The 19,128-nt window shown below is 65.3% G+C and carries 25 protein-coding genes; 16 read left to right on the forward strand and 9 right to left on the reverse strand.

The window, feature by feature from the left end:
• Position 1: 1 nt before the first annotated feature.
• The 3 genes from MVF96_RS24105 to MVF96_RS24115 are packed head-to-tail and all read right to left on the reverse strand — an operon-like array spanning position 2 to position 2,435.
• On the reverse strand, positions 2-478 hold the full coding sequence (locus MVF96_RS24105; protein WP_247452227.1) for a hypothetical protein: 477 nt from the start codon (positions 476-478) through the stop codon (positions 2-4).
• Between the two features lie 52 nt (positions 479-530).
• Entirely contained in the window at positions 531-959 is a 429-nt protein-coding gene (locus MVF96_RS24110; protein ID WP_247452228.1) for a hypothetical protein, read from the reverse strand.
• Between the two features lie 54 nt (positions 960-1,013).
• Positions 1,014-2,435, reverse strand: a complete 1,422-nt coding sequence (locus tag MVF96_RS24115; protein ID WP_247452229.1) for a conjugal transfer protein — start codon at positions 2,433-2,435, stop codon at positions 1,014-1,016.
• Between the two features lie 793 nt (positions 2,436-3,228).
• On the opposite strand from MVF96_RS24115, the gene MVF96_RS24120 reads away from it, so the two are divergent.
• From MVF96_RS24120 to MVF96_RS24145, 6 genes are all read left to right on the forward strand, one after another.
• Positions 3,229-5,388, forward strand: coding sequence for an FtsK/SpoIIIE domain-containing protein (locus MVF96_RS24120; protein ID WP_247452230.1), 2,160 nt, complete (start codon positions 3,229-3,231; stop codon positions 5,386-5,388).
• 241 nt (positions 5,389-5,629) lie between these two features.
• Entirely contained in the window at positions 5,630-5,815 is a 186-nt protein-coding gene (locus MVF96_RS24125) for a hypothetical protein (protein ID WP_247452231.1), read from the forward strand.
• Positions 5,816-5,862: 47 nt separating this feature from the next.
• The gene (locus tag MVF96_RS24130; RefSeq protein ID WP_247452232.1) at positions 5,863-7,035 is read left to right on the forward strand and encodes a DUF8176 domain-containing protein; all 1,173 of its coding nucleotides are present in this window, start codon (positions 5,863-5,865) and stop codon (positions 7,033-7,035) included.
• A 79-nt stretch (positions 7,036-7,114) separates the two neighbouring features.
• Entirely contained in the window at positions 7,115-8,500 is a 1,386-nt protein-coding gene (locus MVF96_RS24135; RefSeq protein ID WP_247452233.1) for a hypothetical protein, read from the forward strand.
• A gap of 106 nt (positions 8,501-8,606) precedes the next feature.
• Positions 8,607-8,786 (forward strand): hypothetical protein, encoded by a 180-nt coding sequence (locus tag MVF96_RS24140; RefSeq protein ID WP_247452234.1) that lies wholly within the window; start codon positions 8,607-8,609, stop codon positions 8,784-8,786.
• A 34-nt stretch (positions 8,787-8,820) separates the two neighbouring features.
• Positions 8,821-9,312: a hypothetical protein gene (locus MVF96_RS24145; protein ID WP_247452235.1), complete on the forward strand. Its 492-nt coding sequence runs from the start codon at positions 8,821-8,823 to the stop codon at positions 9,310-9,312.
• Between the two features lie 73 nt (positions 9,313-9,385).
• On the opposite strand, the gene MVF96_RS24150 is transcribed toward MVF96_RS24145, so the two are convergent.
• Positions 9,386-9,589 (reverse strand): helix-turn-helix transcriptional regulator, encoded by a 204-nt coding sequence (locus MVF96_RS24150; protein WP_247452236.1) that lies wholly within the window; start codon positions 9,587-9,589, stop codon positions 9,386-9,388.
• Between the two features lie 94 nt (positions 9,590-9,683).
• The gene (locus MVF96_RS24510) at positions 9,684-9,809 is read right to left on the reverse strand and encodes a hypothetical protein (RefSeq protein ID WP_272499346.1); all 126 of its coding nucleotides are present in this window, start codon (positions 9,807-9,809) and stop codon (positions 9,684-9,686) included.
• 36 nt (positions 9,810-9,845) lie between these two features.
• Between MVF96_RS24510 and MVF96_RS24155 the strand changes: the two genes are divergently transcribed.
• The 8 genes from MVF96_RS24155 to MVF96_RS24190 all read left to right on the forward strand — a co-directional run bounded on the left by MVF96_RS24155 (position 9,846) and on the right by MVF96_RS24190 (position 14,497).
• Entirely contained in the window at positions 9,846-10,049 is a 204-nt protein-coding gene (locus MVF96_RS24155; RefSeq protein WP_075864031.1) for a hypothetical protein, read from the forward strand.
• 22 nt (positions 10,050-10,071) lie between these two features.
• Entirely contained in the window at positions 10,072-10,698 is a 627-nt protein-coding gene (locus tag MVF96_RS24160; RefSeq protein WP_247452237.1) for a hypothetical protein, read from the forward strand.
• 219 nt (positions 10,699-10,917) lie between these two features.
• Positions 10,918-11,316, forward strand: coding sequence for a hypothetical protein (locus MVF96_RS24165; RefSeq protein WP_075863463.1), 399 nt, complete (start codon positions 10,918-10,920; stop codon positions 11,314-11,316).
• Between the two features lies 1 nt (position 11,317).
• On the forward strand, positions 11,318-11,554 hold the full coding sequence (locus MVF96_RS24170) for a hypothetical protein (RefSeq protein ID WP_075863462.1): 237 nt from the start codon (positions 11,318-11,320) through the stop codon (positions 11,552-11,554).
• Positions 11,551-12,294 carry a hypothetical protein gene (locus MVF96_RS24175; RefSeq protein ID WP_075863461.1) on the forward strand — a complete coding sequence of 248 codons (744 nt, stop codon included), beginning with the start codon at positions 11,551-11,553 and terminating at the stop codon, positions 12,292-12,294. The genes MVF96_RS24170 and MVF96_RS24175 overlap by 4 nt, the downstream gene beginning before the upstream one ends.
• Before the next feature lie 133 nt (positions 12,295-12,427).
• Positions 12,428-12,874: a helix-turn-helix domain-containing protein gene (locus MVF96_RS24180; RefSeq protein WP_075863460.1), complete on the forward strand. Its 447-nt coding sequence runs from the start codon at positions 12,428-12,430 to the stop codon at positions 12,872-12,874.
• 67 nt (positions 12,875-12,941) lie between these two features.
• Positions 12,942-13,637, forward strand: coding sequence for an MBL fold metallo-hydrolase (locus MVF96_RS24185; protein WP_247452238.1), 696 nt, complete (start codon positions 12,942-12,944; stop codon positions 13,635-13,637).
• Complete coding sequence (locus tag MVF96_RS24190; RefSeq protein WP_075863458.1) at positions 13,631-14,497, forward strand: SAM-dependent methyltransferase; 867 nt, start codon at positions 13,631-13,633, stop codon at positions 14,495-14,497. Before MVF96_RS24185 ends, MVF96_RS24190 begins: the two co-directional genes overlap by 7 nt.
• Before the next feature lie 7 nt (positions 14,498-14,504).
• Here the strand turns inward: MVF96_RS24190 and MVF96_RS24195 are convergent, their stop codons facing one another.
• From MVF96_RS24195 to MVF96_RS24210, 4 genes are read right to left on the reverse strand one after another with little or no spacing between them, the layout of a single operon-like run.
• A complete protein-coding gene (locus tag MVF96_RS24195) occupies positions 14,505-15,461 on the reverse strand; it encodes a hypothetical protein (protein WP_247452239.1) in 957 nt (318 codons plus the stop codon).
• 3 nt (positions 15,462-15,464) lie between these two features.
• The gene (locus MVF96_RS24200) at positions 15,465-16,019 is read right to left on the reverse strand and encodes an ImmA/IrrE family metallo-endopeptidase (RefSeq protein ID WP_075863456.1); all 555 of its coding nucleotides are present in this window, start codon (positions 16,017-16,019) and stop codon (positions 15,465-15,467) included.
• The gene (locus MVF96_RS24205) at positions 16,003-16,404 is read right to left on the reverse strand and encodes a hypothetical protein (RefSeq protein ID WP_247452240.1); all 402 of its coding nucleotides are present in this window, start codon (positions 16,402-16,404) and stop codon (positions 16,003-16,005) included. Before MVF96_RS24205 ends, MVF96_RS24200 begins: the two co-directional genes overlap by 17 nt.
• 26 nt (positions 16,405-16,430) lie before the next feature.
• The gene (locus MVF96_RS24210; RefSeq protein ID WP_247452241.1) at positions 16,431-17,060 is read right to left on the reverse strand and encodes a hypothetical protein; all 630 of its coding nucleotides are present in this window, start codon (positions 17,058-17,060) and stop codon (positions 16,431-16,433) included.
• A gap of 528 nt (positions 17,061-17,588) precedes the next feature.
• Between MVF96_RS24210 and MVF96_RS24215 the strand changes: the two genes are divergently transcribed.
• Positions 17,589-17,978, forward strand: a complete 390-nt coding sequence (locus MVF96_RS24215; RefSeq protein ID WP_247452242.1) for a hypothetical protein — start codon at positions 17,589-17,591, stop codon at positions 17,976-17,978.
• The gene (locus tag MVF96_RS24220; RefSeq protein ID WP_075863452.1) at positions 17,975-18,274 is read left to right on the forward strand and encodes a WhiB family transcriptional regulator; all 300 of its coding nucleotides are present in this window, start codon (positions 17,975-17,977) and stop codon (positions 18,272-18,274) included. Before MVF96_RS24215 ends, MVF96_RS24220 begins: the two co-directional genes overlap by 4 nt.
• The last annotated feature ends 854 nt before the right edge of the window (positions 18,275-19,128 follow it).

Genomic DNA, 19,128 nt, shown 5'->3' on the forward strand with positions numbered 1-19,128 from the left:
TCTATCGAGTCGTCGTGTGGGGATGGGGTGTGGGCGGGGTGGGCCAGATGTAGGCCGCGGCCGGCACCACATGTGGGCGGCCGCGCTTTCGGCGGATCGCCGCGGTCGGCGACAGTGACGCGCGGTCGGCAGTCGTTCGGGTCTCCGCCTCCGCGCTGAGGGCGCGCGCGGCCCCTGCTGCAACCGACAAGGGGCTCCGCCCACCCGGGCGGATGCGGCCGAGGAGTACCACCGTGCCGACGACCACGGTGACCACCAGCACGATCGACCACTGCAAGCCCAGCTGGCTCCACCACACGCCGCGGGTCAGATACAGCCCGACCAGGGCTCCTGCACCGCCGACGAACTGGGTCAGCGTGTAGGGGCCACCGGCGATGCGTTTGCCGTCCGGGGTCTTACCGATCAGCTGCGGGAACTTGCGCGCCGCGGTGAAGTTGCGGATGACCTCAGCGGGTTGCTGCTGCTGTGGGTTGGTCATACCTGCCACGCATCCGGGAAGGAGATCGCGTCGCTGTGGTGGTGGACGCAGGTCATAGCCGCGCTCCGTCGACGACGACGTCGGTGACCGTGCGATGTGCCGTCGGCGCGACTCCTGGCTGAACCAGCGGCGTACTGCGCGCCAAGACCACCACCGGGTGCTCCCCGCTGGTGTCGAGCCGCACGGTCGTCGCTGCCAGCTCGGGTGCAGGTGCCAGTTGGCCTGAGGAGTTTTCGACGGTCTCGCCGGTCTTCTCCGACAGGAAGTCCATGTTGTTGAGTCCCCAGAGGATCGCGGCGCCGCCGACAACCGCGACGATTCCCGCGACCAAGCCGCCCCGGACGAATTCCTTGAGGACCATGTAGACGGCGAAGCCGCCGCCGACGGTCAGCAACGCTTTGATGACGTCGCCGGTGAGGTTGTTGAAGGTGTCGATGAGCCCGTCGGCCAGAACGATCTGGGTGGCTGTCTCGGTGATCATGAGGAGTCCTTTCGCATGTGGAGTGGTCGGTGATGGGTTGATGGGGCAAGGGGGTTATCGAGGTCCCAGATCGATGCCGCCGGGGCCGAGTAGTGATCCACCACCGCAGCCGGATGACGGTGTTGAGGTGGGGGCAGAGGTGGAGCCGCGCGGGCTGCTCGGCTCGCTGGTCACTGTGGGCAGGACGTCGTCAGAGCCCGCCTCGTCATCACCGCCACCGCGGCCGGAGTCAGAGGTTGGTTCGCTGCTGGCGGGAGCAGAAGTCTCCGCGCCGGTCGGAGTGTCGGCGTTCTCGTCCTCCTCGCCGGCCAGCGAGGACGCGACGTCTGATCCGTTGACGCCGGCCGCCGGGGCGGGATCGAGTGCGCTGACTTCCCAGCGGCCCGCGCGTGCAGCCATCGTCAGGGCATAGGCCCCAGTGAGTGCATCTGTGGAGCTGGCGGTCCCGGGTGGTTGTTGGGAGATGGTGAGCAGCAGTCGTGCTCGTTGGCCATCAGCCGGGGTCTCAGCAGAGTCCCCGAGGGACTTCTGCGTGCGGGCTCCGATGACGGAGATGGAGGCGTACGGGGCCGGGGTGATCGCACCGAGGTTGGTTCCAGGGCTGGTGAAGCGGGTGACGTCGCCGTCACCGGTGAGCATGGCTGAGAGGAATCCTTGTGCGGCGGTGACGATCGCGGCGTTAGAGCTGAGCTGGTTGGAGTAGTCGAGGTTGACTGTCAGGCCGGTGGAGGGTGCCGGTACAGCGGCGGGCATCGCCATCGCGCGCACCCCTTTGTCTGACACCACCACTGGCACCTGGAAGTAGCGGCGGGTTGCGGTGTCAGCGCCGGCGGGGGTGACTTCGGCGGACACGGTCACCGCGTAGGTGTCGGCGCCGTCGACCCCAGACACTTCACGCACTCCGGCGATGTGGGTGTCGGCGGACTCGTAGAGCGCTTGCGCCGGCAGCGCGCCGGTCCCGGCATCCACGTCGACGAAGCGTTGCAGCGATCCCTCGTCACCGCGGTGGGTGGTCAGCCAGGCCGAGACGAACTGCTGGGCGAGGTCACTGGCTGCGAACTGGGCGGTGTTATCGACCGCTGACACAGCAGGCGGCGCCACTACTTCTGGGGCCGCTGATGATCCGCCGCTGAGGTACAACGCGATAGGTCCTGACACCAGCGCCGCGATCACCGCCGCCCGCGCGGCGTGGGTCATCAGCCGTTGTGTGCTGGTGCCGTTAGCGCGAGCAATGAACTCCTCGTCCTCAGGACTGTGATCCGCCGAACTGGCGGCCTGGGCATCGGAGCCTTCGTGACGGCGCAGTATCCGGGGGACACTGAGCTGGCCGCGTAGCCGCGCTAACCGCTCCCCCCGCGACAGTGCGGTGTCGTCGTCGTGGAGGTCGCTATCGACCGGGTCCTGATCGAGCGCAGGGGCGGGGAATTCAAAGACTCCACGCAGGTCACCCTCGGGGCGTTGCTCCGTCGATGTCACCAGCTTGACCCTTTCGTCTCACACGATCCGTCCAATCGCGTCGCGTCGTGCACTTATTTGTGGAGTCTACTCACGTTGGTTACTCGTCGCGAAGGGTTTGGGTGGCGTGTTGCGTGCAGGTGAGCGCCCGTCACGTCTGGCACCGGCAGGATCGAAGGCGCATCACACGGCATTCCACAGGACCTTCTGCTGCGGGGATGTCGCAGCGGCGGCGCCCAGTATGCAGAGACACGGCGACAAGCGAGCGCACCCTGGGGGCAGGCCCTACCCAGCAACACCTGGCATGCGATGCCGACACTAGGACAGATCGCTACGCCCGTGAGTAGGCTTGCCTCAACAATTTTCGAGGTCTGACGCGGCTTGCGGGGCACTCCCCCTTCGGGGGCAGAGCGGCGGCTACGGGTCGCTCGCGACCCTACGCCGCCGCTCTGACGTCTGGGAAACATCTCGCAGCGCGTCGGCGTGTCGGAGACGGTCAGCCCGGGCCATGTCGCACACCCGACCCGCAAGCGAAGGCGGGAACCAGGGCGTCCATCTCCAGCCGCCAAGGGAGACGCAAACACGCCGAATGTGCAGTTATTTGTGTGTTGTGTTTGCCTGATGTGGTTAGCTTGATTGCAATGTCGGAGTATTCGAATGATGGGTTGTAGCGATGGGAAGTTCGGGGTCCTCTGATCCGGCTGCTCGGTTCGTGCAGCAGGTGGTCGATGACATCGGTGGCGCATTGACGCACCGCGCCCAGCGGCCTCGTCAGAGCGGCACTGATGGTGTCGGAGTTCGTCTGCCTTCGTTTGTGCCGGTCAGTCCGGCGATAGCTGCCGTCACCGTGTTGGCCGTCGAAGCTGATCCGCTCGGTGACTGGCTCCTGAACACCGCGGGTGATCTACCTGTGACGGCACAGGTGGTGTCGGTGCTCGACCAGCTGTCGGGATGGCAGGCAGCCGCGGTCACTGCCACCGTGGGGGCGGTCGCAGTAGATGGGCTGCGCTGGTATGCGTTTCGGCATCGTCGTGCGATCACCAACATGGTTGCTTCGACCACCCATCTGACTCCTAAACGGGTACGGGTTCGACATCCAGCGGGTATCACCGCGCCGCGACGAGTGATCGTGTCGTTCACCGACGGGTCGGTCATCAGCGATCGGCGGTACAGCGAACTTGTCGATGCGCTGACCAAGTACGCCAACCGGTACCGCGGTGACTCGCTGGCCCGCCGGTTGCTGCGGGCGCGGGTGTGGCAGATGCAGGTCGAGTGGCAGGCCGGTAGCGCCCGATTGGTGATCACCCGTGACGACCCGCAATCGCAGACCGCAGGGATGAGCCCGATCGTGCAGCGGCTGACTGAAATTCTCGACGAGAAGTTCCCGCTTCCCGAGGCCCGGATCACCCATATCGACCGCGACGAGAGCGGGACCGAGATCGGGTTCACGATCTCCTACAAGACCACCCTGTCAGCGGCCTTCCCGGGATTGCAGCAGAAGCTGCGAGAGTCGCTGGTCGCCAGTCTGCCCCGGCACGTCACCGAGGACGGGGCGTGGAACTGGTTCGTGGCGGTCATCCCCGAGGAGAACCAGCTCACCATCCGGCTGGCCAAGCCTCTGCCCAGCGGCGTGCGGCACCTGCCGCTGAGTATCAGTGACTACCGGGAGATGAACGACAAGCAGCTCTACGACATCCCGTATGCCACCGCGGCTGACGGGGTGCTGGCGACCTGGAACATCCACAAGTCCTCGTCTCGCGGTCACGTGCTCGCGGCAGGCCGAACCGGTGGCGGTAAGACCTCGCTGATCCGGACCCTGATCACCGAAGCGATCGCGCGTGGAGTGCCGGTGGCCGGCGCGGTGGATGTGAAGATGCTCGAACTCGATGGCTTCGATCAGTACCCGGGTGTGGCGTCGGTGATCTATCACGTCCGCCAGATCGTCGAGTTCATCAACGCCGTGCACGCGGAGATGGTGGCACGCCGGGAGTTTCTGCACCGTCTGCGTATCCCTGACGAGAACCTGCCGCCGTTCATCGTCGTGCTCGATGAGTTCTTCGTGATGAGTGCGTTCCTGCGGCGCGCGGCGGCCTACAAGGGCGACAAGGACGACCCTGACGACGAGCAGGCCGTGTTGGCGCGGTTCGTCAAGAACTCCAATCCGCTGGGCAAGATCGGTGAGATTCTCGCGCTCATCCGAAGCTTGCAGGGCCGCATCATCCTGGGAGTGCAACGCCCTGACGCCACCAATTTCGGTGAAGACGCTACCTCGGTGCGCGACAACTTCGGCACCCGCATCTCGCTGTCGAGCCTGTCGCAGCAGGGCGCGGAGATGATGTGGGGTGATGCCCACGTGGGACGCGACGTCGACGCCAGTGTGCCCGGGCGCGCCACCGTCGCCGACGCCGAAGGCCGACCGATGCACGCACAGGTGCACTGGACGCCCAACCCCGACATGCACCCCAACCGGTGGAACCGCCTGGACTCCGAGGACCAGGAGATCGTGACCGCGCTGCGCGAGGCCGCCATCGCAGGGGCCCAGTTGCAGAACTTCGTGCCCGAAGTGCGTGAGCACCTACAGAAGGTCGGCGGGTTGATCCGCACTCCCGGCGATGGGCCGATCATGGCGTGCTTCTCCTCAGAGATGCGCACCTTCCTCACCGAGCAGCGCGAGGCAACCCCCGAACCGCCGGCACCGATCGCCGGCCTCGACCCGACCACCGCCGGAGACGACGGCGTCTACGCCGCCGACCTGACCGAGGGCATGCGGGTGCACGTCGACGACGACGGAACCGTAGCCACAGTCGTCGCGGTTACCCGGGTCGGCAAGAAGCTCGTGCGCGCGAAGCTGCGCGACGACGCCAATCCGCGCGTCACCCTCAACGCCGAGTTCGCACCCGACGAAGTCGTCCTCACCGCCGAGCCGGGCGAGGCCGACGCCATCGATCTCGACAAAACCAGTTCTGTCGCTTAACCCACCACCGAAGAGAGGACACCTCTGTCATGGGCATCCTGCGTTCCATCCTCACCCCCGCTCCCGACGAAGTGGCTGCCGTGCGCACCGCGCTCGACGCCAAAGCCACCAGCGAGCCCGTCGTGCGGGAACAGCGCGCCACACTGTCCAAGCCGGTCCCGACCTGGGCCGCGCGTATTGACGAAAAACGGAGATCTCACACGCCAGCCTCAACGAACTCGAGGCCGCGATCACCGAACGGTTGCAGCTGCTGGAGACCTACCCTGCCGGACCGCGGCGAGACAAGGCCATCGAGCGGCATCGCCAAGCCGCCGCCCAGATCGACGCATGGCGCCAAGAGCTACCCGCCGACGTCGGCACCGAGACCCCAAGGGACACCAGCGAGCACGGCGTCAATCACCACGAGCACGCCCTGTCGGCCATCTGATCGGCCCCGCCCGACTGACCCCTCGACCTTGATCTGAGGTTTCTCCGATGAGTGCATCCACTGTCGACAACGCAGTGGTGGTCACAATCACCTCGGCCACCACCGCCACCACCACTGACGGCATCCAGTTCAGCGCTATCAGCGGCGCCGAGCTCCAGGAACAGATCCTCGACTACGCCCACCACCTCGCGGCGAGCGACGATCAGCCGGTCCTGCTCGAGCTACGCAATCCTGCAACCGGGCGCGGCGATGTCATCGAGATGACGCCCGACGGCACATGGCACCCCGCCCACGCCGCCGCCCCAGAACCCGAGCATCCCGAGGCCGCTCAGGTGGAGCCCAGCGCTCCCCCGCCGGTCGAGATGCACGAGCACCCAATCGCTGACGATGGCGGGCACACCGGCGGCCAGATCGTCGCACCTGCCGCTGCGCCGGACGTGCCCCCTGTTGTCGATGAGCAGCTGGCCCAGCCTGCCGCTGATGAGGCCGCGAGCCAGCCCGGCCCCGTTGAGGCAGCAGTCGAGCAGGACAGCCCCTGGCGCGGGGTCACCCCCGGTCACGTCAGCCCGAACGCGCGACCCCGCTCGACACCGACCGCCGAACGTCGCAGTCGAGGCCCCCACGTGCCACCACCAGCTGGTGGTCGTCTGCGTACCGTCTGGCGGCGCCACCGCACGCCGCTGCTGGTGATTGGTCTGATCACCCTGGTCGCCCTGGTCGGTATCGGGGTCGGCGCCGGGCGGCTCATCGGCGCCGCCGGCGGCGACACCACACCTCTCGACCCGGCCACCGCACTAGCTCCACCCGTCGCCACCGCCGACCCGACCTCTGATGAAGTCGAATGTCCCTCCCGCACAACCGGCGCGCTCACCACCGGCCGTGACCCGGGGAACCAGACGAGTGGGCCGAACGCGATCAAAGCGTTCAACTACGGCTACTACAAGTGGCGCAGCGGAAACGCTGCTCGCGCGGTGGTGTCGTCGAACGCCAAGGTCGGCACCGCCATCACGTTGCAGAGCTACATCGACGTGCTCGACCCCAATATGCGCTACTGCCTTGCCATCACCGAAAAGCGCACTGGCCCCCGCAACACCACCGTGTACGAGGTCGTACACACCATCATCCCGGCGGCCGGCGGTGAGCGTCAGACGTTCCGCCAGGACGTCACCACCACTGTGATCGGCGGCAAGCACTGGGTCTCCGAGATCGACGACAAGTAGAAGTTCCCCGACTTCGGCCCTCAACCGATTCTCCTCACTCCCACAACACCATTCATCACCACCGAAAGGCGCTTCTGACATGTACATCACCTCGCCGGTTCCCACCGGACGTCCGGGCGGCGACGCATTGACACCTCCTCGGGCCGTGCGACGAGGGCGGGCTGCTGTCTCCGCGCCGTCGCCGGCACTCATGCGTAAGGTCATCGCGGCGGTCCTTGTCGGCGGCACGATGACCGGAGCGGTACTCACCACGTCCCCTGCGTGGGCCATCAAGCAGGGCGGAGCCGACCCCGACAGCTCGACCAGCCAAGGTCCGAGCCAAGGTGGCGCTGATCCAGGCCAGCCCGATCCAGGCAGCGACAGCACCCCTCCGCCACAGGCGCCGCCGACCTACAACCCGGGGCCGGGTGTGATCCCTGCACCGCCGCAGGAAGCGCCGTATCAGCCCTACGTCGAGCCGCAGGTCTACAACGAGCCGACCTATGACCAGGCCTACAACCCCGCTCCGCCGCGGGCCTACACCCTGCCGCGCCCGGTCGCCCCGGTCCGCCCGATCGCCCCACCGCCGAAGACGCTGCGTGTCGGCAACTTCGTCATCGAGGAAGACCAGCTCAAGCGTGACGCGCCGTGGCTGACCGACGGTCAGCGCAACTCGATCAACGCCTGGTCGGCCTACGGCGAAGCCAAGATCGCCCAGGGCCTCATCAGCGTGGGTGTGCCCGAAGACGAAGCCTCCCGCCAGGCCGCGTCCACCATCATCGGTGTCGCGCTCGGCGGCACCGCCGGTGCGGCGGCCGCGGGTATCCCGGCCGCGGTCGTCGGCGGCATCGGTGGTGCGCTCATCGGTGCCGGTGTGGGTGCCGCAGTCGGCTCGTTCCCCGCGCCCGGGCCCCAGACCCCGGGCGCGATCGCCGCGGGCGCCGGCATCGGTGCCGCAGCAGGTGCTGCGCTGCTCGGTGTTCCCGCAGCGATCGCCGGTGGTGTGGCCGGTGGTGTCGCCGGTGGCGCGATCGCTCACGCCCTCGGTGCCGGTGACCCCGGCGCCCGTCCGGACCGCCCCCGGCTCCCGGGCGAGCCCGAACCGGTGCGTCCGCAGCCGCCCAAGCCGCAGCAGCAGGTCGTGATCGACAACCCCGGCGCCAACCAGTACGAGGTGCACCTGCCCGCCGACCAGGCCGCCAAAGCCGGTCTGCCGGCCGTGCACTACCAGGTCAACATGCGCGGAGATGTCAACGCGCAGGTCAACGTCGGCGGCCGCAACCTCGAAGCCAACTGGAGCGGTGAGCAGGCCCGCGCACCGTACGCCGCGCTCGGTGCGGCGAAGGACCAGGCCGAAAAGACGGTCAACCAGTGGACCCGCCAGGCCAGCGACCAGCTCAAGCAAGTCGTGCCCGGCATCGACGTCGACTGGCCCCAGGAGAAGAAGCAGCCGGCCAACCCCGGCCCCAGACACGCCCGCCGGTAACGAGGGGTGCGGGCGCAGCATGCCGGGACGGGCCACTCATGGTGGCCTGTCCCGGCATCTATCCCCGTTCACCGTCCTCTCCGCGTGCACCCACAGGAGGCCTGACGTGTTCACCCACAACCTCACGACCTACCAGGACCGGCGCCTGGGCATGCAGTACCGGGCAACGGTCTACCTCGACGGTCAGTGGTGGATGGAGTGGACCGGCGGCCTCGACTACGTCACCGACCATCTCGCCGCCGCGGTCCGCGATCCTGCGCCAGCTCGCGAGAACCGCGATTTCTGATCACTTTGACTCGATTGAAAGGACCGCTCCGACAATGATCACCGGCCACACTTCAACATTCCGTACCCAAACATTGCTGACGGCCGTGCTGTTACTGAGCGTGCTGGCCACTGCACTGGCCATCGGGGCGGGTGCCGCGACCGCCCGCCCGACCGAAGCGCCGCGGCTGTCGGCCTACGGTGATGAGATCTGGACCTTCGGCAACCACGCGAACTGCCGCGGCACGATCCACGTCAGCGCCAAGACCGATCCCCGCCAGCCCGGGAAGCTGTTCGTCACCTACCGCCCCGGACGATTCACCGGCGACGGCCCAGGCTGGGCCCGCAACCCGGTCTGCACCACCCGTGTCTTCGCCAACTGGACCATTCCCGCCCGCTACCACTGGAGCGCACCGGTCAGCGCCGGCCCCCGCGGCGGCAAACCCGTCACGCAGGTCCTGCGCACCGGAGCAGGGCTGCACGGCATCGGTTTCGCCACCCCCGCGGTCCCGCAGAAGCCCGTCCAGTACACGCTGTTCGTCTCGTAGTACACATCAACGGACACAACAGGTTCGGCCGGAGAAAGCACCGTACCCATGATCAGATTTCTCAGAACCTCGTTCAGCGTGGGCGAAGATCAGTGCGGGCGCCGCGGCCGAGCCTGTTGTGGATCCAGTAGTCGACCGTCTCAGCCTTCCAGCCCCGGTTTCGTCCGACCAGCGCGTCAGGGTCGGGCAGGAGTCCTTTGCGCAAGTAACTCTTCATGGTCGCCACGGACAGCCCTGCGCGATCGGCAAATTCCGACAGCGACAGGTAGCGGTACACGTCTAGAAACAATACCTCCTTTAGGCTACACATTGACCCCTAAAGGAGGTATTGTTCGGCTGCGGGTCAACAGAGGGGAATGACGATGAAGGCCTTAGTTCTCACTGATCGCGGTGACGCCGAGTACGTCGAGTTGCCATCTTCTGATCCCGAGCAGGCGTTGCGGGAAGTCGTTGGCGGGCCGCTCAATCCGCTGCCCCTCACCCACCTCGCGGATCACCTGGACCTGTGGACACTGTTCGAACCCCTATCCAGGGTGACTGTCGGTGGAATCGGTTACAACGATGTGGCCTCCCAGATCGCCACGGCCGGAGTCGGCACACCGCGGGCGGTGATCGGTACCGCGGTTCTCACCGCGCACACCGACTCGGGCATCCTCGCCGCGCTCTCTCCACACGACTGCGCCGCCCTGGACCGCATCATCGCCGAGATCTACACCGGCTACCGCACCGCCGGATAACCCCCACCTCGAGGACGAGCTGATGAGCATTCACCCCGCACACCCCGCCGGCGACCCGGCCACCTGGACGGTGGCCCAGCTCGCCGAGCACCCAGCTGTGCGCACCACCTTCACCGTCATCGGGCATTTGAACCCGCGGGTGTTCGAGTCGATCGAGTTCTCCCTGGCCTGCGACGAGATCGCCGCTGTCAATCAGATCCCCGCGCCCTGCGGGCTTTTCGCCGCGGCGATCCGCCACCTGGCGGCCACCGCCGCGCGAGAGGTCGATTCCAGCGAGCTCGATGTCGACGCGCACCCCAGCGAAGACGATTTCGAGTACGTGCCGACCGCACGGGCCGAGCTGCGCATGCTCATCGCCCAACACCAGCGGCGCGTCCTGGCATCCAATCGCGACGTCGACGCCGAACAGCGCACCGTGCACGCCGCGGTCGCCCGCCACCTCAACTACTGCGATCCCCGCAACTACGGCGGCGTCGACGGGCTACCCGACGTCGAGGTCCGCGACCTCATCGCCGCCTCGATCAACCAGCAGATCCGCGCCACCGCCCACCCCGCGATCCGTGGGCACCTGTACGGCGCGCGCCTGCTGCTGACCGGCGCCGTCGCGCCCACACTCGTCGTCCTCGACCCGCAGGAGGCCGTGCAGTGACCACTCCGACCGGTGACTCCTAGGGAGGACACCATGAGCATGACCCTGACCGCCACTGCGCCTACCCAACTGGGCGTCGATTGTGACTGTGACTGCCACCGCGAGGACCGACACTGTGAACGCTGTTGCCTCGACCCCGACGCCGGGTTCTGCGAGGACTGCGCCTACTACCTTGAGCTGAGCCGCCACAGCCGCACGGTGCGGGGGCGGTGATCGACGGTGACCCAGTTGAGCCTGAACCTGCGCGCCCACGACTTACCGCCACGCTGGGACGGTGACCCGGTCGACTGGTCACCCTGGCAACCGATGCCCGCGGTGACCCTCTGTCCGCCACCACGCACACAGGGATGCGGCAATTGTGGTTCGGCGACCAGGCCGTTCACCTGCTACGGCACCCGCACCATCGCCTACGGCCCCAACGTCATCCCCATCGGCCGGGGCCGTCTGCGCGACCGCCACATTCACGCCCGGCTGGTCGTGCACCGCTGCCCGGACTGCCTCCACGACACCGTCTTCGACCCCCGCACCGGCCAATGGTGGGACCTCGACGACAGCGACTACCAAGACGCCGGCTCCTGGGAACCGACCACAGGCCCCGGCACCCACCACGAGGAGTGACTTGACCATGCCCGGTGCCTACTGCCGCTACTGCGACCACCGATGCTTCGTCGACCGTGTCCTGCCCGACACCGGTCGACGTCTGCACATGGCCACCTGCCCGGCCGGGAAAGCCTATGACCGCAGCGTGTCTGGCTTCGACGCCGACACCGCGATCAATCCGGCGGCGATCAGTGACGACGATCCGCAGGCGGCGGCCACCGCCTCCCGACCGGCAGCCGTCAGGAGTGCTCGGTGACTGCCAGGCTGTCAGCCGATGAGCGAGACCTGCTGCGCGAGTGGGTCCACGTCATCGCCCCGGTCATCGCCAACCCGGGCGAGGAGTGCCGTCGTCTACGCGAGTCGCGCAGAAGCGGGGGAGGGTTCGGCCGCAACTACGAGGTGACCGGTCAACGGTTCACCGGCACCTGGGCGCACTACGAGGTGACCGACCGATTCACCACCGGCCTCCACGCCGGACAACCCTCACGCCTTCGGTTCGAACCACCACACCGCGAAGTGTCGATCACCCTGACGCGCCTGCGCCGGTGGGCCGACGCACTGCCCGCCGAGCTGCGTGAGCGCGCACAACATGCCTGGGCCACCCGCAGCCGCAACCTGACCGCCCTCACCTCGATCGCGCTGGAAGCCATCGACCTGCACGCTCAGACCGAACTCGAGGACGCCCGCGGCGAATGGTTCACTACCCTGCCCTGCACCCAACCGCCGGCACTCTCACCGCACTGCGCTGACGCCGGTCACGTGGGCTGCTGGCATGGCCACGCTCGGCCGAGCTACGTCAGCGTGCGTCACGCCGCCGCGCGCCGCCAGCACGGCCCCCGCGGATACGTCGCCACCTTCCGGCCAGGGTGGTCGCGCTACACCGAGACCACCTCGGCTCGCATCGTTGTTCCCGCTGACCACTACACGTGCGAATGCAGTTGCCACACCGACGGATACGCCGGACAACAGCTCGACCTTTTCGTTGAGATGCGTTGACGTAAGCCAACCTCACACTCGCTGCCGCATCTGACGTCGGTGGCGCTGCTCACTCCTTCAACAAGCTCATTGCACAGTTTCGGAACGGACGGTGATGCACTGCGCATCGGGACGTGTCTTATATCGTTCGCATATGTCCACTGGCGGTTTGGAAGACTTTGAGCCGGCACGACTGAAGCTGCTCCGCGAACGGTCGGGATTGACCCGCGCTGATATCGCTGTGCGGTGCCAAGTGACGCTCGGCACCGCCCGTAGTTGGGAGGTCGGCCGCAGCGTGCCCTCCGAGGTCAATGCGCTGCGTCTAGCTGAGGCTCTCAGCATTCATCCCGCTGACCTGACGAACACCCCACGTAACCAGCCCACGCTGCGCCAGCTGCGGCAATGGCGGGGCCTGCGGGGCGAGGATGCCGCCAACAACGCCGGAATCGGCACCACCCCGTTGTACAACGCTGAAACCTACATCTCCCCCATTCCCGAACACATCCGCTCAGCGCTCGCCGAAGCGTATGGCGTCACGGAGAACCAGATCACCGCGGCGTGGAAGCGCGGACGCAAGCTACGGTTCGGCGACGTCGAGTGAGGCGCGCTGGTTCGGGGAACGGCGACGTCGTCGCCGTGGAACGATCCTGTTGTTGCACCATAGAGGCATGACTTCTTCGTCGATCCCTGTCTCCGAGTACACAGCCGGGGGCCACGTCACTCCTGATCAGAACCCGTTAGTGCGTCAGATAGCTGGCGGCCGGATCATCAAAATGTCGGTGGGCGGCGCAGACAACAACGTGTACCTGCTGCAATGCGCAGCTACGGGAAAGGCGTTGCTGATTGATGCCGCCAATGACGCCGAGCGAATCGTCGAGCTGGTACGCCAGGAGTGTCCCGCCGGACTGGAGCTTGTAGCAACCACTCATGAGCACATCGACCACTGGTGGGCGTTGCCGGACGTCGTCAAAGCGCTCTCCTGTGCGACGGCTGCGTCGAGAGCTGCGGCCTCCGAGCTGCCGGTCACTCCCGATCGCACAGTTGCCTCAGGTGACACCATACGAATTGGCGAGTTGCCCCCTGTAACAGTGATCGAGGCGCGCGGTCATACGCCCGGCTCCATCATCTTGGCTTTCACCGACGCGTCGGGGCAGAGTCACCTCTTCACCGGCGATTCGTTGTTCCCTGGGGGCCTCGGTAAGACCGCCGACGCTGCGGCTTTCGCGAGTCTCTTTGCCGACGTCACCACGCAGGTATTCGATCGATATCCCGACAACGCGATTGTCTACCCCGGCCATGGTGACGACACCACTCTTGGTGACGAGCGACCTCACCTCGAGGACTGGCGGTCCCGAGGATGGTGAACGCTGCGGGGTCGGCCGCTGGTGACTGGACAGAGGGCATCAGCGCAACGGCAGTGCTGACCGCCAAGATGCGCGCCCTGGAGCTCGAGTCCGAGAATCCACTCGTAACTGATCTCGCCGCGGCGCACCTGGTGGCCGCGTCAGGTCTTGAGATGGGCGCAGTAAGCCTCTCTGAAATGACTGGTCAACGGCTCTTTGAGTCGAACGTCGTGCGTACTTGGTGGCTCGATGAACAGATCGGGAGCGTGTTGTACAGCGCCGTCCAGCCTCGTCAGGTGGTCATCTTGGCTGCTGGTCTCGACAGTCGTGTGACTCGACTTTCATTCCCCGCGGGCACCACAGTCTTCGAGATCGATCTCCCACAGATTTCCATGTTCAAATCGACGGTCTTCGCCGAGGAACCATCGATCGAGCTTGCCGCGACCTGGCGGCAGGTCACCGCTTCAATCACTGAACCCGGCTGGTCTGACCAACTTGTCAAGGCCGGCTTCGATCGAGCGGAACCGACGATCTGGGTAGCTGAGGGCATTCTGTTCTACCTCAGCGATGCCGAGACTTCCTCGGTCCTCTCTACCGTCAGCGGATTGAGCGCGTCGGGCAGCACACTCTTGGTGGCCCACTTCGGGCCAGGATCGAGATCAGATGCACAGACCCGCGAGATGAACTCAACAGCAACACAATCGGGGTATGGCTTTCAATCCGTCGTCGAAGACCCAGCGAGCTGGCTTGGCGACTACGGATGGACAACCGACGCTACGACCATCGCGCGAGTAGCTGAGAGTTTGGGCCGCAGCATCGATTACGGAGAGCCGGAGCGCGCTGGCGCTGAGGTCACCTGGCTCATCCGAGCCGACCGGTGAGGTCTACTCACACCCGCGTGGCGTCAGCGATGTCGCTCAGTTCCACCTGCAAGTTGTAAGCCGTCAGAGGGTCTTTGGCTGCTCTCCAGAGGTGAAGTCGGTTGCTACTCGGGATCGCGACTCCTGGAAGGGCGAATTGTGGATTTGAGTGTCGCGCGCGCTCCCACTGCGCAGCCGAGCGACGCAGTGTGCGATACCGGCGATACCGGCGTGGAAGTTGGTTCACCGGATAAACCAGCAAGGTCGCTCCAGCCGACACGACGATGAGAAGTACCAAGGCGAGTGATATCGATGGTGCGTGATCGAGGTACCAGTTGCGGGTGTTGCCATCGGAGGCGTTCTCGACGATGAGATTGAGCATCTTGTTGCCGATGTAGAGGGCTGCCGAAGCTGCGGTGGCGGCCCAACCGAGCAGTGTGAGGCCGAACGGGCCTGTCAGCGGAACGATGGTCAAGGCATTGAGGGCCAGAACCAGGTTGACGACCGCTGCTGTGGCGATGACACCGAGGAAGATGCTCCAGTACGCCCAGGTCGACATGGACCACGGTTGGGGAATGCCGTCGGTGATGTAGGAAGTCGGCCCGCTTCGTGGAATCGGTGACCACAAGAACGTGGCCACCATCGCGACGATAATTGCCAACTCCGCCAGCAACCCGCGTCGCCAGGACGGCTGGTAGCCGGTGAGGCTGAGCATGAACACCACGGCCGGCACAGACACCAAGGCTCCCAACGTCATACCCACCAGGGTCATGAGATTGTGCTGCCCAGTGAGGGCATAGAGCACCGTTTCGCCGAAGCTGTCGGCGATTTCGGGTGTGCGAGCAAGCTTCGCAAGGGCGATGAGCGCAGCCACCTGGGTGAATGCCCACCAGCTTGGCGAAGCGTTCGGCGGGACATTGCACATGCGGTAGAGGACCAGCAGCAGCAGAGAACCGCACAACGCGATCGTGACGACGAGTGCCATCGTCTACTGCCAGCCGAAGACCCGGGAGGCCTGAACAAGCATCCTGCGTTGGGTGGGCGTGGCGTGGTCAGGGACAAGCACGTCCCGGTATTGATCCGCTTTGGAGATGAGCAGCCGGGCAAACCATTCAGCCTGTTGCTCGAACGGGTGCTCGTAGTTGCATCTGGCCAGCGGTGAGCACTGCATTGATGCGACGTGCAATTTGAGGACTTCCCTGGGGACGCGCGGAAAGATCTCTTTGAGATAGTCGGCACGCTCGTCGTCGGTCAGGGTATGAGCCAGCAGGATGTGCCCCAGCTCGTGCGAAATTGAGATCTCGCGCTGGACGTCGGTCAGCTGGTCGCGGATATAGACATAGTCGGCGTGAGGCTTCGGGAACCAGGCGGCCGAACAGTGCTTGGCCAGATCATCAGGCAGGCGGCGCAGAGCGATCGGCCTCCCTCGGCTCAGAGAGACCTTCGCTACCAGCGACTCGATGGTCCAGGGACGGAAGAATGGCAGCGATTCGACAACGTCGTACGCGGCGCGGTAATTGGGATCGTCACGAAGCGAGGTCACCAAGACTGTCCATCGCCTCCGGAGATAGTGGCTTGCTAGAAGCTCTCAGCGCGACGAGTCCTGTCTCATTCGCCGCAAGACTCCACACGGTCCTTGCCTGGAGTGCAATTGGTCCGTACTTCTCGACGTCGTCAGAGATCATGATGTCCACCGAGTCGGGTTCGCCCCACCCCAGGACTTCGGCGAGAGCTTGTCGATGCACCTCGCTCGGGGTTTGTCGTCCGTCGAGCCACGACTGGACGGTTCTGGGGGCCATAGCCTCGCCAAGGTGCTCGCCTAGCCGATTGGCCAAGACCTTGGCGGAATCATCTGCCAAGGTCTTGTTCGCCACCGCTAGCTGGATCAAGAGGTGCAGCCGGTCGGCAAAGCTCATCGGTGCGTTCACAGGGGATCACTCCTCGAGGAATGTCGTTAGTTCGTCGTGCGGAGCATTATATCTTTGCGTTTTGCAGCCAATCGGGCCTCGAAACTCGGCACGAGGTGGTGCGCATCGCTTGGCAAAACGAGCCCTGCCAGCCAGCGTCGATACAGCTGCTCGATTCGCGTGCCGTGGTCTTCGGCTAGCGGGGCGGTCAGGTGAGGCCGGAAGGTCACTCCGATCGCTGGCGGTATCTCTGAGCCTGGGCCGCCCACGCGTTCGAGCACCTCGGTGACGTAGACCGCGGTCAGTCGCTGAACAGCGTGGCGGAGGCCGGAGCTGAATTCGGATTCGGGCTGTTCAGAGAGCAGACGATCAGCTGCGCGTACCACGTCGTGAATAAGGTCGACTGGCATCGCTACGGTCGCGAACGACAGGCTGTTCTCCAGGCTCGGCCGGGACACCTCTTCGCGCCGCGCCGCCGAGGTACCAGCATGGAGGGTGCTCGCCGCTGTTCCTTCCGGCCACCGCAGACCTTTGTCGATCTTCTGAAGGGTCGTGGGGCGGGGCGGCGCGGTATCAGGCGTAGGGGCCTCGATACGCGCCAAGGTGGTATCGGCCGGCCCGCCGTTTTCGTGCACCTGTAGACGCGTCAAGCCCAACGTGCGTCGGCGTTCACTCACCGCACTCGCCAGTCTCTGCAATTCCTGTGGCACCTGTGGCCCATCCGCCATAAGTGGAACCGTATCGGATTGACCTAACCACTGTGTGGCCCCCACAGGCGGAAGCGTGTCATGAAAACGAGGATGAAGCCTCATAAGCCACGTAAGATCCACACTTTCCATAGTTTTGTAGTGTATATGACCCACGCTGCGCCGTGCGTGTAACGGTTGTGCACTGAGAAAAAGTGCCTTAGTGTGATGCCCGCATGGACCAGAGTTGCTGACTACTGGACACTAGGGCGACACAAGTGGGTGATAAGGGCACGAAACTCCAGGCACGTCCGCCCAGTCAGGCAATTTAGACGCCACGCAGAAAACTTTTTCACGTCGCACTCGAAGCGACACCACCAGATCGATCCATCACACGCCTTGGGGGCCACTCACATGACCCAACACAGATTCGACAGCGCTACTGCATCGTTAGCCGTGCTCTCGGTTGCAGCGCCAGCACCACAGCCAGGGACGCTTGACTGGCCTACTCCACTCACCGTGGCAGAGTTCCCGCACATGGTTCTGGCGGTAGCTGGGACTGTGCACACTCCTCGGGGCCAGGAGCTGTCCGCTGACAGCGCGTTCGCCACGGGAGTGGCATTGCTCGCTGCGGCTTGGTGGGCAGGGTTCCGCAGCGCCAGTCAACTCACCGAGGCCGAGCAGGCTGATGTGGTGGTTCTGCCGGCACCGGCAACACCCGCTTGGGGAGACCCCGGATATCTCTACTTCTTCTTTCCCGGCAGCTACGTTGCCGTCCGACCCGAGACGGGCACCGTAATTGTCGGAGACGGCACCACGTTGACCGCACCCCTGGCGTGGGCCGAAGGCGCGGCGACAGTGGCGGCTGCACGCTTCGTCGCCAACTCTGATGAGGCGGTAGTGGCGTGAACGCCGATCACCGCCGCGTCGGCGGCTGGGCAGACCTCGCAGCGGAGATTCTCGATACCGATCCCTCGCCGCGTGACTGGATTGGCGATGCTATCTGCGCGCAGACCGATCCCGATATCTTCTTCCCCAACAAAGGACAGTCGACTGCCGCTGCCACCCTGGTGTGCCAGGCATGTCCAGTCAAGACCGCCTGCGCGCAGTGGGCCGCGGATGCTGGTGAGCGATACGGCGTATGGGGCGGTATCAACACCCGCGCCCGTGATTCCGTCATCGTGGCCGGGGCGAAGGCGAGCTGATGATCAGCAAACAGCCGACACCATGCGCCCGACAACCCGAGCAGTGGGACCTCGACGTTCTCATCCACTCCCCCGCATCAGCCCATCAGTCCCTGGTGGCATGCCTGCGTTGCCCGGCCCTACAGCCATGCCGTCAAGACCTCGCAGACAGCGGTGTCGCGCCCCGCGGACTGATCTGGGCAGCTGACGCCTACGGCGACGACGGCGAACGTATCCCTGTCCACGCACTCCTGGCGTATCTGCGGCGACGCCCGCCCAGACGCGAGAGCGCACCATCTGGCAAGCCAACCCCAGGAGCCGCCGCATGACTCGCCCATCGCCCGTGCCGAGGTTGGCAACCCGTGGCGCGCCTCCATCGTCGAAGGTCACGAACGTGAAACGATCACGCTTGGACCCATGTCTACACCTAGCGAGGAGGCCTCTGTCATGTAGCCGACAGCACGCGAATGTCTTGCTTAGCAGTCGTTTTGCCCGTAGCGGGGCGGAATGGGAGCCGCCGTAGGACATCAGCGAACGAAATAACTACACAGCGATGGAGACACCGGTCCCCCCGAAGGGGAGTACACGGATTTTCGAGTGGGGAGCGAAGTTAGCCGCTTCGCTTCACCCCGAGAACTGGTTCGGAATCTAGTTAGCGCTAGACCCCGGGAGCCTCCCTAAAAGGAAGGAATTGCCGCCTCAGGCACTTCTGATGGTAAAGCACACCCTCGGCACGGGCAACCACCGTTGCCGTGTCGCCTCTTTCACATCTCCCGCGCAGACATCACCGCTGGTCACAACGCTCGTTGGAGCGTTGGGTGAGGTCTGTGTGGGAACGCTCCGACCACCGTTGCGGTGACCGTCGGGGCGAACGC

It is taken from the genome of Gordonia hongkongensis (assembly GCF_023078355.1).
Taxonomy (GTDB): Bacteria; Actinomycetota; Actinomycetes; order Mycobacteriales; family Mycobacteriaceae; genus Gordonia; species Gordonia hongkongensis.